Annotated in this window: 10 protein-coding genes; 4 read left to right on the top strand and 6 right to left on the bottom strand. The window is 68.2% G+C overall.

Going from position 1 to position 16,058, the window contains the following annotated elements:
* From AU187_RS13510 to AU187_RS13500, 3 genes are all read right to left on the bottom strand, one after another.
* A partial coding sequence (locus tag AU187_RS13510) for an Hsp70 family protein (RefSeq protein WP_156442353.1) occupies positions 1–797 on the bottom strand: 797 nt, incomplete at its 3' end.
* 106 nt (positions 798–903) lie between these two features.
* Positions 904–3,447: an isoniazid response ATPase/transcriptional regulator IniR gene (gene iniR, locus AU187_RS13505; RefSeq protein WP_059166852.1), complete on the bottom strand. Its 2,544-nt coding sequence runs from the start codon at positions 3,445–3,447 to the stop codon at positions 904–906.
* A gap of 3 nt (positions 3,448–3,450) precedes the next feature.
* The gene (locus tag AU187_RS13500; RefSeq protein ID WP_059100217.1) at positions 3,451–5,253 is read right to left on the bottom strand and encodes an Hsp70 family protein; all 1,803 of its coding nucleotides are present in this window, start codon (positions 5,251–5,253) and stop codon (positions 3,451–3,453) included.
* A gap of 247 nt (positions 5,254–5,500) precedes the next feature.
* On the opposite strand from AU187_RS13500, the gene AU187_RS13495 reads away from it, so the two are divergent.
* From AU187_RS13495 to AU187_RS13480, 4 genes are all read left to right on the top strand, one after another.
* Positions 5,501–6,010 (top strand): Rv0340 family IniB-related protein, encoded by a 510-nt coding sequence (locus tag AU187_RS13495; RefSeq protein ID WP_059100194.1) that lies wholly within the window; start codon positions 5,501–5,503, stop codon positions 6,008–6,010.
* A gap of 340 nt (positions 6,011–6,350) precedes the next feature.
* Entirely contained in the window at positions 6,351–7,346 is a 996-nt protein-coding gene (locus tag AU187_RS13490) for an IniB N-terminal domain-containing protein (protein WP_059100195.1), read from the top strand.
* Positions 7,347–7,452: 106 nt separating this feature from the next.
* Positions 7,453–9,384, top strand: coding sequence for a dynamin family protein (locus tag AU187_RS13485; protein ID WP_082683952.1), 1,932 nt, complete (start codon positions 7,453–7,455; stop codon positions 9,382–9,384).
* A gap of 78 nt (positions 9,385–9,462) precedes the next feature.
* Positions 9,463–10,959: a dynamin family protein gene (locus AU187_RS13480; RefSeq protein ID WP_059100197.1), complete on the top strand. Its 1,497-nt coding sequence runs from the start codon at positions 9,463–9,465 to the stop codon at positions 10,957–10,959.
* 76 nt (positions 10,960–11,035) lie between these two features.
* Here the strand turns inward: AU187_RS13480 and AU187_RS13475 are convergent, their stop codons facing one another.
* The 3 genes from AU187_RS13475 to AU187_RS13465 all read right to left on the bottom strand — a co-directional run bounded on the left by AU187_RS13475 (position 11,036) and on the right by AU187_RS13465 (position 16,040).
* On the bottom strand, positions 11,036–12,262 hold the full coding sequence (locus AU187_RS13475) for a glycosyltransferase (protein WP_059100198.1): 1,227 nt from the start codon (positions 12,260–12,262) through the stop codon (positions 11,036–11,038).
* Positions 12,263–12,266: 4 nt separating this feature from the next.
* Entirely contained in the window at positions 12,267–15,458 is a 3,192-nt protein-coding gene (locus AU187_RS13470; protein WP_059100199.1) for an ATP-binding protein, read from the bottom strand.
* Positions 15,459–15,572: 114 nt separating this feature from the next.
* The gene (locus AU187_RS13465) at positions 15,573–16,040 is read right to left on the bottom strand and encodes a hypothetical protein (RefSeq protein WP_059100200.1); all 468 of its coding nucleotides are present in this window, start codon (positions 16,038–16,040) and stop codon (positions 15,573–15,575) included.
* Between the last annotated feature and the right edge of the window lie 18 nt (positions 16,041–16,058).

Genomic DNA, 16,058 nt, shown 5'->3' with positions numbered 1-16,058 from the left:
GGCACCCCGTAGCGTTCGAGCGTATCGTCAAGTGCAGCAAGGAAATTCGTCAGCGGTCCGGCAATGAGCCGGTCGAGCTCGGTACGGGTGACGCGAATCTCGGCGTGGTGTCCGGGCAGGTCGACGGCGACGGCCGTCGCGGTCTGCGCCGACAGCCGTTCCTTGGCGTCGCGGCATTCGTCGCGCAGCCGAGCCAGTGAACTCACCATGGCCGTCCCCGACGGATCGGCGTCGGTGGTGATCGAGGCCATCACATGCGTCAGCAGCGCCTGATCGACGAGGTCGCCGGAGAAGTCGGCGAAGCGGACGGTCTCGCCGACCACCGCGTGGTTCGACGATGCGTTGACGAGCGTGATGCTGGTGCCGCTACCGCCGAAGTCGCAGAGCACCACCACGCCGCGAGACGGTAGGCCGGGGTCCGCGTTCAGCGCCGTCAACGCGGCGGTCGCGTCGGAGACCACCGGCACCTCGTCGTGAAGGGCACGGCGCAGGGTGTCGGCGACCGACGGCCGCCAGTGCGCAGGGACGGCCACCGTCAAGTCCGCCGCGCCATCAGCGGGCGCGAGCGCGCGCAGCGCCTCGGCGAGCAACTGCTCGGGACGGTGCGCGGAACCGTCGGGTGCGACGAGCGGCACCGGATCGCCGACGCGGTCGACGAAACCGGTGAGCCGCTGCCCGTGCAGAGTCACCTCGGACGGCCGAATCGCCGCGGCATGCCCGTCGCGCGTCGCGGCGAGGTTGGTCGCGCCGACCGACAGGCCCAGCGGTGCGGTGGGACTTGCCTGGTCGTTGAACATGGCATGACGCTATTGCGCTGGCCGGAGCGACGAATCCGGTGTGAGACCCATCGTCGAAAGCTCCGGTTAGGGGATTTCGGTTAGGGGATGGCGGCGCGTTAGGGACTCAGGTCTGCGGCGCCAGCATCGCCCGCAGCATCGACAGCATCTCCGAGCGGGATTCGGCGCCGAGGCGCCGCCGGATCCGCGCGACATGGTGCTCGACGGTCTTCGCCGAGATGAACAGTTGCGCGCCGATGTCGCGGTAGGGCATGCCGAGCAGCAACAGCTCGGCGACCTCACGTTCGCGGTCGGACAGCCGCGACGACATGGGCCGCGAGGCGCCCGCCCGCGGAGCCTCGGGTGCAGCGGGGTGATCGACGCCCGGTGCCTCGTCGACCGCGACGGTCTGCTTCAGGTCGCGGGCGAGCTGCAGCATCGCTCCGGACACCCGGCCATCGGGGGTCTGCAGCGCGGCCTGACCGGCCAGGCGGGTGGCGTCCCAGGTCAGGCCCACCTGCGCCAGCAGGCGGGCCGCCGCGGTGACCTCGTCGACGTCGACGTGGTTGGCCAGCACCCGCAACCAGGTCCGGCCGGCGGTGGCCAGCGTCTTGGCGAACGCGCTGTGGCCGGCCGCGGCGGTCAGCGCCTGGCCGTGCGGGGCGACCGCGTCCGGCGCGTTGGCCAGGATCCCGGCGTGCACACCGGCCCAGTGCAGCGGCGCGGACCACAACACCGGATCGCCGAGCGAGCCGAGCAGCGCGAACGCCTCGTCGATGGCGTGCTGCAGCCGGTCGACCTGACGGATTCGGGAGGCGGCCACCCACAGCTCGCCGAGCGGCAGCAGCGAGAAAAGGTCCGTGGAGTACTCGGCGAGCACCTCGACCGCTGCGTACCAGTGCTTCTGCATGGCGCCCGTGTCGCCGCTGCGGCGGGCGATGGCGGTCTGCAGCGCCGCCGCCCACAACGCATCACGGCGGTGCAGCGGGGAACTCGCGTCGGCGTCGGCGCACACGATCGTGACGTCGGAGGTCGCAGCGGATAGTTGGCCGTCCAGCATGCGCACCCAGCCCAGCAGCAGCCGGTGCCTGCGGGCGACGAAGAGCGCGGCCTCGGGTCCGTCCTCGAGCCCCGAGCGCACGGCGCGGGCGATCACGCTGCGGGCCCGCACCGGATCGCCGCCGTGCAGGGCGGCGAGCGTCACCAACGCCGCCGAGGTGTCCGGAGCGACGCCCGCCGCCGGCTGGTCCGCGGTGATCGCCTGGCCCAGCCTGGCGACCGCGGCGGGGTACGGCGACTGCAAGGACATCAGCAGCCCGTCGGCGAGGCTGCGAGCGGCCCGAGCCGTCGATGTCGGAGGGCCGCCGGTCTCCACAGACAGCGCCGCACGAGCGGCGGGCAGGTCCCCGGCGGCGAGCGACACCACCGCGCCCGCCGCGCTGACGAAGGCGTCCGGATAGGGGCCCAGCCAGCGGAACAGGTCGGCGGCCTGCGCTGCGCTGCCGTCGTGGACGGCGATGCTGGCGGCGATCCGGACAGCGGCGGCCCGTTCGGCGGCGTCCTCGGACCCGAGCAGCTCGTCGGTGAGCCGGCTCGCGGTTGCGCAGTCACCGGTCATCGCGAGCGCATCGGCCAATTGCGAGCTCAGCGTGGTGGCTCCGGCGTCGGCGGCGGCGCGGTAAAGCCTTGCCGCCCTTGCGGGTTGGCCATGGCTGCGGGAAGCGAGTTCGGCCAGCGCGGTGGCGAGCCGGTCGTCGCGCAAGCCGTGCTCAGCCAGCTGCAGCGCCAAATCGGCTGACAGCGTGGATGATTCCAGCTGGGACACCAGCAACGACACCTCGATGTCGTGATGTCGTGCGGCGCCGAGGACCTGGGCGATGCACCGATGCAGTGCCCGCAGGAAGGCGCGACTGTGGGACGGCTCGATCAGCCCCGTGGCGCGGGCACGGTCCACCATGGCGTGGGCGTCCACGGCGCTCATCCGCAGTGCGGCGGCGACGTCGTCCGGACCGAGATCTCTGCTCAGCGACGTCATCAGCAGCGTGTCGAGCGTGGCGTCGTCGACGCGACGCAGCCGCTCGATCAACGCGTACTTCGCGGCCTGCAGGATCGCGGTGGCCGGCGGCTCACCGTCCGGAGCGGCAGCGGCCGCGATCGCCGGCTGCAGCAGGAACGGAAGGCCGGCCGTCGCGACGAGCAATGACCGGACGAGGTCGGATGCCGGTGGGCCGCCGAGCTTTTCGGCAGCGAGGTGCGCCACCTCCGCGGGCGGCAGCGGGCCCAGCGCGACGATCGGGTTCTCGCGTTCGATCGCCGTGGTCAACGCGCGCAGTGCGCGACGATGCACGAGTGGTTCGGTGCCGATGACGACGGTCGAGGCCGGGTCGGCGACTCGGCCCGCGAGGTGGTCGAGTTCCTGGTCGTCGAGCAGGTGCGCGTCGTCGATGACCACGGCTGCCCCCGGGTCATCGCCGGCACGCAGGGATCGGGTCAACACCGCCGGGCCCGCGGACCGCAGAGCCGTCCGGATCGCGGCCAGCACCGAACTCTTGCCTGTGCCGATTCCGCCGGACACCAGGAGCTTGACCGGTTCGGTCGGCGCTGTCGTCAGCCGTGCGACCGCTTCACGCGCGGCTGGCGGGATGTCGGTCCGCGGGTCCGACGCGGTCATGGTCTACGGCTCGTCCGGAACCGGCACGTCCGGGACCGGCTCGACCGTCGTGGTGACCGGCGGTTCGGTCGTCGTCGGCGGCTCGGTGGTCGTCGGCTGTGTCGTCGTGGCACGCGTCGTGGTGGTGGTGGTCGGCGCGGTCGTGGTGGTCGTTGTGGTAGTCGTCGTTGTGGTCGTCGCCGTGGTGGTGGTCGGCGCGGTCGTGGTCGTCGGCGGAGGCGGCGGCGGCACGACGGTGGTGCTGGGCCGGCCATCCGATCCGGTGACCGTGATCGTCTGCGGCGCAGCCGAAGTCGTCTGCTGCGGCGACGGTCCGGTTTCGACGGTGGTCGCGGTCTCGGTCACCGGTCCGGTTTCGCCGCTGGTGCTCGTCAGCGTGACCGCCAGGCCGCCGACGGCCAGCAGCGCGGCCGCGGCGGCCGCGCCGAACAGCACCGTGGGCCGTCGGTACCACGGCAGCGGTGGCGGTTCGGGCTCGTATCTCTCTTCCTCGTGGGCGAACTCCATCGCCGGGCGAGCACCGGTCATGCCCGGTTCGAACGTGTAATCCTCACCGGCATAGGGCACCGGCTCGTCGGCCGGTGACTCGTCCTGCGACCAGGCCAGCGCCCGGAACGTCGCCGAGGCCGGCGCGTCGGCGGCCGCCCCGGCGGCCGCCACGCCCGCCGCCCCGGCGGCCGCCACCCCTGCCGCACCGGCGGCCCACGCGGCGGCGGCCATGGTCGCCGGGGCCATCCCGGTCGGAGCATCCGCTGCAGCAGCCATCCCGGTCGCCGCATCGGCGACGTCGGCGATCAGCGCGGCGCCCGCGGCGACGTTGAGTTGGGACTGCGGCGTCGTGATCACCGGCGCGCGCAGCCGTGTCGACAGCTGCTGTGTCACCAGCGGGATGTTCGCCCCGCCGCCGACGGTCGCGACCGCCGACACGTTGGCCAACGCAATGTTGTTGCGCTGCAACGTTTCTTCGACGGCATTGAGCACACCGGCGAGCGGTTCGTCGATCAGTCGCTCCAGCTCGGTGCGCGTCACCCGGACGTCGGAGTTGAAGCCGGGCAGTTCGGCGTGCACGACGGCGGCGGTCTCGGCCGACAGCCGCTCCTTGGCCAGCCGGGCCTCGTTGCGCAGCCGGGCCAGCGAGCTGACCGCCGCGGTGCCCGCCGGGTCGGCGTTGTTGGCCGCCGCGATACCGGCCACGACATGGTTCAGCAGCACCTGGTCGATCTGGTCACCGGAGAAGTCGGGATAGCGAACCGTCTCGCCGATCGACCCGAAGCCGGCGCCGGCGTCGGCCAGGCTGATGCTGGTTCCGCTGCCACCGAAATCGCACAGCACGACGACGCCGTTGGACGGCAGCCCCGGCGCGGCCTGCAGTGCGGCGAGCGCGGCGGCCGAATCCGCGACCAGCGTGGGCGCCACCCCGTTGCGAGCGAGGCCGGGGGCGGCTCGCAGCGCGTCCCGCAACGCGCCCACAGTGGCCGGCCCCCAGTGCGCGGGCACCGCGATCACGACGGGGGCGCCGCCGCCCACCGTGCGCCCCATCGCGTCGAGCGCCTCGACCAGGACCCGCTCGCCGCGGTGCGGTGTGCCGTCGGCGGCGACCAACGGCACCGGATCTCCGACCCGTTCGACGAAACCGCTCAGCACCATGCCGGGTTGGTTCAGGTTCGGGTTCTCGCCCGGGATGCCGACCTCCGGTGCGCGGTCGTCGAACACGGTGAGGATCGACCGGCGCATGACCGGGGGGCGGCCGATTCGGGCCGCCACCAAATTGGTCGATCCGATCGACAACCCGAGTGAGTCGCTCATCTCCACCTTTGCGTGTGGGTGCAATTGGGCCCGGCCATCACGATAGCGGCTCATTTCCTTCCATCCCGGGAGCTGCCCCTAGTGCGGCGAAATCCCCTAACGGTGCGTCCCCTAACGGTCCAGCCACGAAGGTGGGTTTCGCACCGATCACCAGGGCTGTGGCCGTCGATAGCATCGGGTCAGCGCCTTGTTGGGCTGAGCCGCATATCTAGCTACATATATCTGTTTGAGGGAGGGAGGGTGTTTCATGGCCAACGAGCTACTCGACTTCGTGATGTCGGTGGTGCGGGATCCTGACGCCGCCGCGCGGTTCGCCGCCGATCCGGATCAAGCCATTCTCGACGCCAATTTGACCAATGTGACCAGTGCCGACGTCAACGCCCTGATCCCCGTGGTCTCCGAGTCGCTGTCGGCGCTGCCGACGGCGGTACCGGCGGCTGGACTGGACGGCGGCATCGCCGAAGCGGCGGGCAATGTGTGGGCCAGTGGTGCGGCCACGGCCGCCTTCGACGCGTTCGGAGACCATGTGCCGGCCGAGACGTTCGACGACGTGCACACCGCTCTGATCTCCGATCCGGGCGCCGAGCTCGCCGATCCGGACGTCCCGGGTATCGGCGACACATCGCTGCAGCTCGACCAGCCGGTGATCGAGGAAACCGACGTCGACGAGGTGCCGACGATCGAGGACTTCAGCGACACGGTGGTCGACGTCCAGCAGCTGGATGTCGACGCAGGCGGTTTCGACATCTTCGACTGACCATCGAGCGACGCAAGTGCGCGGTCCCGTTCCGGGGCCGCGCATTTTTGCGTTCGGCTGGGCGGGAGTGCCGCGTGCCGGCCTCGATTGTGCGTCCTCCGACGCCCGTCTCGGCGTGTCGCGTAGGAGACCGCACAATCGGCGTTGGCATCGGTCTCGGCTATCCCCCAGTCACCCCCTAATCCCCTAACGCGGCCCCCATCGCAATCCCGGGACGGTCGTCCGCAGGGAGGGGTTGCGACCCCGTTTCTGCGCAGTCCCGGGGCCCATAACGTGGTCTTCAGTTCGCCGGACAGTCCGGTGACAAGACCAAGAACCGAACACTCGAAAGGACCTGACAATGAACCTCATCGACTGGTTTCTGAACCTGTTCCGCGATCCTGTTTCCGCCGCGGCGTTCGTGGCCGACCCCGACCGCGAGTTGCAGCAGGCCGGCTTCGGCAACGTCTCCGCCGCCCAGGTGCAGGCCGTGGCGGCCACCGTGGCGCCGGCTGCAGTGGTGCACGGTGGTGGTGACCCGGTGGTGGGTCTGCAGCAGGCGGTGGCTCAGACGCATGGGATTGCGTTTGCTCCGCAGCGCCAGACCGATCTGTGGTCGAACAACGACACGTTGAGCCACAACGACACCCGCTTTTTGAGCCCGGAGACCAACACCGTCAATCACGCCGGTGAGGATCAGCAGCAGGGCATCGGCAATGTCGGGTTGGAGTTCGGTGACATCACCTTCGGTGACAAGACCACCAACACCGCCACCGACGGCGGTGTGGTCAACACCGGTACCGCCGGAGACATCGATGCCACCAACGTCGAGGGTGACGGCAATGTGGTCGGCGATGACAACGAGAGCGTCAACACCGGTGACATCGAGGATTCGAACGTCAACATCGGCGAGGACAACGAGATCGACGACAGTGGCGATCAGAGCGCTGGCGGGGACATCATCTCCGACAACGAGGGCCCGGTCATCAACGACGTCGACATGAGCGGCGGTGCCGGTGGCGGCGCGGTCGGTGGTGATGGTGGCGGCGGGCTGATCGGTGTCGGCAACGACGGCGGCAACGCCGCGGGTGGGGCCGGCGGTGCCGGTGGCGGCATCGTGATCAACGACGCCGACTCGAGCACCACCAATGTCGACGGCAACCAGACCACCGTCGGAGACATCGACGGCGGCGTGTCCGGCGGCATCTCCGGAGGCTCGAGCGTCGAGGACAACTCGGTGGACAACTCGGTGGACAACTCCGTCGACAACTCCGGGCAGGACAACTCGGTCGACAACTCCGGTCAGGTCAACACCGATGTCGATGTCGACACCACCGTCGACGCCGGCCTGTTCTGACCCACAACCACACAGCCCAACTGGCGGGGATCAAACCGTGATCCCCGCCAGTCGGCACGTCTACCGTTGACTGACCGGCCCACCCGGTCTCCGACACGAGGACTCCATGACGCAACCGAACGACCCTCGCAAGGCTCCAACGGCTGACCCCCGCAGGGTGGCGGCCGGCGAGCCGGCCAGACAGGTCAAGGCCGGCGAGCCGGCCAGACAGGTCAAGGTCATCGTCGAACTGATCGACCACACCAGCAGGATCGCCGACGCCAACGATCGCGGCGACTTGGTCGAGCGGCTGGCCAAGGCCAAGATTCGCATCACCGACCCGCAGATCCGGGTGGTGGTCGCCGGTCAGCTCAAGCAGGGGAAGAGCCAGCTGCTGAACTCGCTGCTGAACGTTCCGGTCGCACGGGTCGGAGACGACGAGAGCACCGTGCTGGCGACGGTGGTGACCTACGGCGAGACGGCAACCGCGAAGCTGATCGTCGCGCGGGGCGAGGGCGAGGAACGGGACGCCGTCGAGATCCCGATGGCCGACATCAAGAACGATCTGCGGCGGGCGCCGCAGGCGGGCGGCCGTGAGGTGATCCGCGTGGAGGTCACCGCGGCCAGCCCGCTGCTCAAGAACGGCTTGGCGTTCGTGGACACCCCGGGTGTCGGCGGCCACGGCCAGCCGCACCTTTCGGCGACGTTGGGTCTGCTGCCCGACGCCGACGCGGTGCTGATGTGCAGCGACACCAGCCAGGAGTTCACCGAACCCGAGATGACGTTCATGCGCCAGGCATTTGAAATATGCCCTGTCGCAGCGATTGTCGCCACCAAGACCGACCTCTATCCGCACTGGCGCCAGATCGTGGAGGCCAACAACGGCCACCTGCAGCGCGGGGGCCTGTCGGTGCCGATGATCCCGTCGTCGGCGCTGTTGCGAGCCCACGCGATCCAGCTCAACGACAAGGAACTCAACGAGGAGTCGAACTTCCCGGCCATCGTGCGGTTCCTCAGTGAGCAGGTGCTGTCGCGGCAGAACGACCGGATTCGCGATCACGTCGTCGGCGAAATCCATTCCGCGGCCGAGCATCTGACTCTGAAGGTGAAGGCCGAGCTGTCGGCGCTCAACGACCCTGGCACCCGCGACCGGCTCAAGGAGGACCTCGAGCGGCGCAAGCAGGAAGCCCAGGACGCGCTGCAGCAGACGGCGCTGTGGCAGCAGGTGCTCAACGACGGAATCGCCGACCTGACCGCCGATGTCGACCATGACCTGCGCGGCCGGTTTCGGGTCATCGGCCAGCACATCGAGAAGGTCATCGACTCGTGCGATCCGACCCAGCACTGGGCCGAGATCGGTGCGGAACTCGAGAACGCGGTCGCCACCGCGGTGGGCGACAACTTCGTCTGGGCCTACCAGCGTGCCGAGGTGCTGGCCGCCGAGGTCGCCCGCACGTTCGTCGAAGCGGGTCTGGACGCGGTCAACATGCCGGAGCTCGACCCCAGCCGGATGGGCGCGAGCCTGGGGGAGATGAAGTCGCTGGGTCGCTTGGAGGCCAAGCAGTTGACCAAGGGCCGCAAACTGACCATGGGCATGCAGGGTTCGTACGGTGGCGTGCTGATGTTCGGCATGATGACGTCGTTCGCGGGATTGGGCATGTTCAATCCGATCTCACTCGGCGCGGGTCTGCTGATGGGACGCACCGCGTACAAGGAGAACGTGGAGAACCGGATGCTGCGGGTGCGTAACGAGGCCAAGACCAACACCCGACGGTTCATCGACGACACGCAATTCGCGGTCAGCAAGGAATCGCGTGACCGGCTCAAAGCCATCCAGCGGCAGTTGCGCGACCACTACCGCGGCATCGCGAACCAGACGACCAGGTCGCTCAACGAATCGCTGCAGGCGACGCTGGCGGCGGCGCAAGTCGAGGAGGCCGAACGCAACGGCCGGATCCGAGAACTCGAGCGCCAGCTCAACATCCTCAATCAGGTCACCGAGCACGCGGTCAAGCTGATGCCCGCGCAATCCGCGCCCGAACCCGTGGCAACCACGTAACCGCCCCGGTATCTAAGCTGGTTCCTTGGCCATTACCGAGGGCCATTGCCGAACGGGAGGACGCCGAGGTAGCGCGAGATGAGCACTAGCGATCAGGTGCGCGCGATCCTCGGCGGAACCATCCAGGCCTACCGGGCCGACCCCGCTTACCGTCATCGTCCCGACGTGCACAACGAGTTGGAGCGCGTCGGCGGTCGGCTCAACCAGCCGATCCGCATCGCGCTGGCGGGCACCCTCAAGGCCGGCAAGTCGACGTTGGTGAACGCGCTTGTGGGCGAAGACATTGCGCCCACCGACGCCACCGAGGCCACCCGGATCGTGACGTGGTTCCGGCACGGACCCACGCCGAAGGTGACCGCCAATCACCGCGGCGGCAGGCGGTCCAACGTGCCGATCGGGCGGGACCCGAACGAGGGCGGGCTGACCTTCGACTTCGCCAGCCTCGACCCCGAGGACATCATCGACCTCGACGTCGAGTGGCCGGCCGCCGAGTTGATCGACACCACGATCATCGACACTCCGGGCACGTCATCGCTGTCCCGCGACGTCTCCGAGCGCACCCTTCGCCTGCTGGTGCCCGATGACGGGGTGCCACGGGTCGACGCGGTGGTCTTCCTGTTGCGCACGCTGAACGCCGCCGACATCGCGCTGCTCAAACAGATCGGCGAATTGGTCGGCGGCTCCGCCGGGGCGCTCGGCGTGATCGGGGTCGCGTCCCGCGCCGATGAGATCGGGGCCGGACGAATCGACGCGATGCTGTCGGCCAAGGACGTCGCGACCCGGTTCACCGCCGAGATGGAGAGGACCGGCACGTGTCAGGCGGTGGTGCCGGTGTCGGGCCTGCTGGCGTTGACGGCACGGACGCTGCGGCAGAGCGAGTTCGTCGCGCTGGAGAAACTCGCCGGGGTGGACGCCGCCGAACTGACCAAGGCGATGCTGTCGGCGGACCGCTTCGTCCGTGAGGACAGCTCGCTGCCGGTGGACGCGGCGACGCGGGCGGCGCTGCTGGACCGGTTCGGGATGTTCGGGATCCGGATCTCGATAGCGGTGTTGCGCGCCGGTGTCAGCGATTCGGTGGCGCTGGCCGACGAGTTGTTGGAGCGCAGTGGGCTGGTGGCGTTGCGAGAGGTCATCGACCAGCAGTTCGCACAGCGGTCGGATCTGCTCAAGGCGCACACTGCGTTGCTGTCGCTGCGGCAGTTCGTGCAGAACAATCCGATCTACGCGACGCCTTACATCCTCGCCGACATCGATCCGTTGCTGGCCGACACGCACGCGTTCGAAGAGCTTCGACTGCTGAGCCAGTTACGTTCGCGGCCAACTACTTTGAACGATGACGAGATGGCGTCGCTGCGTCGGATCATCGGCGGGTCCGGTAGCGACGCGGCCAGCAGGCTGGGCCTGCAACCGGACAACCCGTACGACGGGCCGCGTGCCGCCTTCGCGGCAGCCCAGCGCTGGCGCAGGCGGGCCGAGCACCCGCTGAACGACCCGTTCACCACCCGCGCGTGCCGGGCGGCGGTGCGCAGCGCCGAAGCGCTCGTCGCCGCCTACGCGGCGCACGGTCGGGCCTGAAGCGCTGCACGCCGAGCGCACGGCTGGTGTACGCGAATCGCGAGAAACCGTGCACCAACCGTGCACTCGACGCCAGCTAGCGGAGTATCCGCTGTTCGAACAGGTCGGCGCCCCGGGAAGTTCCACCGGTGGCCTCGAATCCCGCCGCGACCCGCTTGGCGCCGTCCGTCATGGCCTGCGCCTGTTGCACTTTCGTCCGCAACCGCGGAGCTGTCAGCTTCTTCGCGGGCAGTCGGGTGCCGCACCGAGCCACTTCGACTCGCCGCGCAACCTCGAACTGATCTCGCCCGAAGGGCACAACGCACACCGGTACGCCGTGCAGAAGCGCCTTTTGCGTCGCCCCCATGCCGCCGTGGGTGATCGCGCACACTGCGCGGGCCAACACAGCTTCGTGCGGCACCATCCCGCACACCGTCGTGTTGGGCGAAGTCGTGAAGTCCTCCAATGGGCCGGTCGGGACAGTGGCGATCACATGCACCGGTTCATCGGCCAACGCGGCCACCGCCGTCGAGACGAGTTCGGCGTCGGCCTGCGGCTCGGACGATGTCGTGACCAGGACGAGCGGCCGGTCGATTTCGGCCAGCCAGTCGCAGGTGGTTTCACTAGCGGGATCCAACGCGCAGGGTCCGATCATGTGGACGGCATCTCCCCAATCGGTCTGCTCGTATTGGAACGGCTTACCGGTGGCCACAAACATCAGCGGTGCTCGACGAAGGTACTCGTCTGCCGACTTGACCGCCGGTAGGCCGACGTCGGCACGGATTCTGTTGACCGCCGGCAGCAATGCCTTTTCGATCGACCGCGAGACCACGGCTTGTATCGCCGCGTCGCGGGCTCGGCCGAGCGCCCCCGGTATCGGCTTGAGGCCCAACCCGAACGGTGGCACGCCAGGCGATTGCATCGGAGGCGTATACGGCGAGAAGCATGCCCACGGAATGTCGCCGGCCTCGGCGGCCGACCGCGCTCCCCAGCAGTTCACGTCGATCAGCAGCGCATCCGGCGCGACGTCGGCAATTGCCGCGCCTAGGTCGGTGACTTCGTGTACGGCGCGTCGGCCGAAAGCCGCGACGCCGATCTGCAGGGCGCGGCGAGGGTCGGTCGTATCTCCGTCGCCGAGCGGGATGCTCTCAATGCGGGGGTCGATCGCGGCGGTGTCGAAACCCAGGCGTGCCGCCATGTCGACCGCGCTGGACAGCGTGCGGAGATGGATGGTGTGGCCGCGGTGTGACAACTCCGACAGCAGCGCGCTCATCGGCAGCATGTGACCCAGTGCGGGGGAGGTGTACGCCAGGATCGTCGCCACGTTCTCATACCATTCCGGCTTGCACAGTCGATTCACCCGCGAGCCGGCGGGCTTCGGCCAATCTCCCTCGGGCGTCGAGCCTTTCACACAGCTGAAGGTAGTGAGCGGCCTCCTCGGCGAAGGTAGCCGAGCGATCTTCGGCCCGGGCCAGCAGGACGCGAGACTTCAGCCACCACAAGTCCAGAGCGGGGATGCCGGGTCGCTCATCCTGCCATTGTTCGACGATTCGGCGGGCCTCGGCGAGGTCGTCGTCTCCTCCTCTCTCGACGAGGAGTTGGACCAGTGCCTCACTGCCGACCACACCGAAAACCGGTGAGCAACCGCTGCTTTGCGCCTGGAGAGCTCGAAGTTCGTCGATCGCTTGGCTTCTTGCTCCTCGACCTGCATCGTCCACTGCAAGATCGCGGACAATCGTGGTCAATCCGACCACCCCCACCCGGTGCTTCAAGATGTTCGTCCGCGCGCGTCGGAGCACGTCCACCGCTTCCTCACGGTGCTCCTGGCCCGCCCGCAGCAGGACCGTGCCGTATGCCCACTGCGCGATGACGATGCCACAGGCATCGCCGAACGCCTCGGCACGGCTGAGCGCGTCACGTGTGCTGTCGACCAGGCCGGCTGCCTCGTACAGTCCCAGGGTCAACATCACCGCCCAGTAGATGTGCACCGACGCATAGTTGACCGCAGGAAGCGAGCGCGCTTGTCGACTTCCCTCTTCGAGATGCCGTCGACCGATCTCGTGGTCACCCAGACATGTCTCGATGGTGCCGCGAAGTGCCAGGGCGGGAGCCGCTTCGATCGGCGGCATTTCCGGTACCAGATCAAGGATTGCGTTGGCCGCCAGCAGGGCAGCTTCGAATCCACAAGTTGCGAATCGGGCGTAGGCCAGCGAGTTCAGGACGATTCCTCGTGTCTCCGCATCCAGGCCGGGACTCGCTGCGAGCGCGTCCAGTTGCGGCAACAAAGGCGCAGTGTCGGAAATTCGGAAGCCATTAACCGTCAGAGAGAAGATGCGCCCGGCCGTACCAAGAGCAAGCAACTTGAGGTCACCGGCCGCCGTCGCCAAATCATGAAACTCTGCATACCGCTCATCGGTGTCCGGGGCGTCGCCGGTGTACAGCAGTTTGGACATCAACATGGCGCGCGGAGCGACACGCATCTTGATGACCTCGTCGTGGTTGTCGGAGAGTTGGTCGGCAACGCGCCGAGCGCTGTCCCACTCCGCGCCCGCGGCACGCACATCCCGCGGCCGGAGCCATTCCGCCGCACGCATGTGCCATCTGTACGCATCTGGCAGATCACCGGCGGCTTCGAGGTGGGTCGCGATCAACGCCGCGTTCTCGTCGGCGGCGTGAGGGTCACGCGCTTCGATGGCGGCGGCCAGGTTACGGTGCGCTCGGGACCGGGTGCCGCTCAACTGCGAGTCGTAGGCGACCGTGCGCACCAGCGGATGATGAAAGCAATAGCGTTGGCGCGGCACGAATTCCGTCTGGTCGATCAATTCGGCAGCTACCAGCTCGACCAAGCCTGGTGACAGCGCTTGTGTGCGCAGCACCTGGAGGGTTTCGACATCGAACCGGGTACCGATCACGGCCGCCGAATTCAGGATCGCCTTGGCGTCGGCGGATAAGCGATCGATGCGAGCTGCGAGCACAGCCTGAACAGTTGCAGGAACGGATATTTCGCCGATGTGCGTGATCAATCGGTAGCTGCCCCGGCTTCCGGACAGCGCTCCGCGACCGGCGAGATCGCGAACGATCTCCTCGACGAAGAACGGATACCCGGCCGCTGCGTCGGCGATCCGGTCGGCGACACCTGCCAGCGACGGGTCCGTGCCGAGGATCTGGCCCAGCAGCTCCAGCGTTTTTGTCTTCGTCAATGGTTGAAGTGTCAGCGTGTGCTGCGAATGACGGTGTAACGCTCCATGGAACTCGGGACGGTAGGTTGTGATGAATATCGACGTCGTCGGGGCGAGCATCGCGGCGAATTCGGCGAGGACGGCGTCGCTGGGTTCGTCGATCCAGTGCGCGTCGTCGAGAACGAACACCAATCTGGTCGGGTGTGCCCGCACGGTTCGGCCCATCAATTCCACCAGTCGCCGACGTCGGCCGTCGGCTCCGATCTGCACCGCAGGAGCGTCCGGGTCTGCGATACCCATGGCGTCGAACAGGATCTGCGCATCCATCGAGTACGGTTGCAGGCCTGCACAGGCCGCCAACGTTTGCCGGCGAGCGTCGTCGTCGCTTTGCCCCTCGACGCCGAACATGGCGCGGAGCAACCGCGTCACCGCTCGGAATGCGAGCTTTGTGGTGTGTGCTTCGCAGCGGGCGACCACCACCTGGGCGCCTTCGTCGGCCGCTATCGTGCTGAACTCCCGGATGAGCCGGCTCTTGCCGAGCCCGGGGCCGCCGACTATCCCGACCAGCGACCCCCGTCGTGCCGCGAAGAGGTTGCCTAGTCGAGCCAACTCGGCGTCGCGGCCGAGCATCAATCCCTCGTTGCGGCCCAGGATGATTCGATCGGATTCAACGCCGAGAAGTTCGCGCGCCGGCACGGACATGACGCTTCCTTTGACCGCGATCTCACGAACAGGGCCGAGCCGCGCTGCATCTTCCACGAGCTGAGCGGTCGACATCGAGCACAAGGCGCCGCCCGGCGCAGCGGCCGCCTCCATTCGTTGGGCAATCCCGACGGGATGACCGATTGCCGTGTAACTGCCCGGGCCCGAGCCGATCTCACCGGCGATGACGTCACCGGAGTTCAGTCCGACACGCAAGTGCAGGGCGACACCGTCCCGGTTGAGCACTTCCTCCGCGAGCTCTCGGGCTGCCGACTGGATTTCCAGCGCTGCGATGCACGCCCGCAGTGCGTGGTCTTCGAGAGCCCTTGGAGCGCCGAACAATGCCATCAAGCCGTCGCCGGTGAACTTGTCGACCGTTCCCTGGTAGCGCTGCACCACCGCCCCAGCGCGGTTGAACAGCTCGTGCATGATCTCTTGCAGCCGCTCGGCGTCCAGCCGCGCCGCGAGTTGCATCGAGCCGACAACGTCGGCGAACAGCACCGTTACGTGCTTGTGCTCACCGTCGGGCTGCTGTGGGGTAACCCGGACTCCGCAGGCGTCGCAGAAGCGTGCTCCGGCGCGGAGGTCATGACCACATGACCCACACCGATCGGCGATTTCACTTGGCGGACTGGCCATCCCCCGATATCTCCCGCGCCGTCAATTTGCGCATTGATCATCGCAAATCTGCCGGCGAAGCGGTTGATAACCGACAAGCCGGTGGAGAGGCGGGTTGGCCGACCTCGACGGGGGCTAGGGCCCTGGCGGCGGGGCCGTCACGGTCTCGGTGACCGTCTCGGTGCTGGTCTCCGTGCTGGTGCTGATGCTGGTCGTCGGCGGCACGGTCGTCGTGGTGGTCGTGGTGGTGGTCGGCTCTGTGGTCGTCGTGGTCGGCGGCGCGGTGGTGGTGGGGGTGACGGTTTCCGTAACGGTTTCAGGTGTCGCGGTCGTGGTGGCCGTCGCCGTGCGTGTCGTCGTGGTCAGCGGAGTCAACGAGGTCGGTTCGGTGTTGGTGTCGTCGTTGCTGATCAGGTTGGCGAGTCCCCACACGATCAGGGCGACGACCAATGCGCCGAGCGCGCCGAAGGCAACCAGAGCCGCGGGCTTGCGGTACCAGGGAACGGGCGGTTGTCCGTAGCCACCGTCGTCGCCGTAGTCGATGTAGGCGGTGGGGTCGTTGTCGGGATAGTTCGGGTCGTCGGGAGGTCCGTTTCGCGCCACGGGCCGATAGTAAGCGCT

The organism is Mycobacterium sp. IS-1556, assembly GCF_001499985.1.
Lineage (GTDB): Bacteria > Actinomycetota > Actinomycetes > Mycobacteriales > Mycobacteriaceae > Mycobacterium.
The sequence above is the reverse complement of the archived record's forward strand: the minus strand, read 5'-3'. Positions and strand labels throughout refer to the sequence as shown.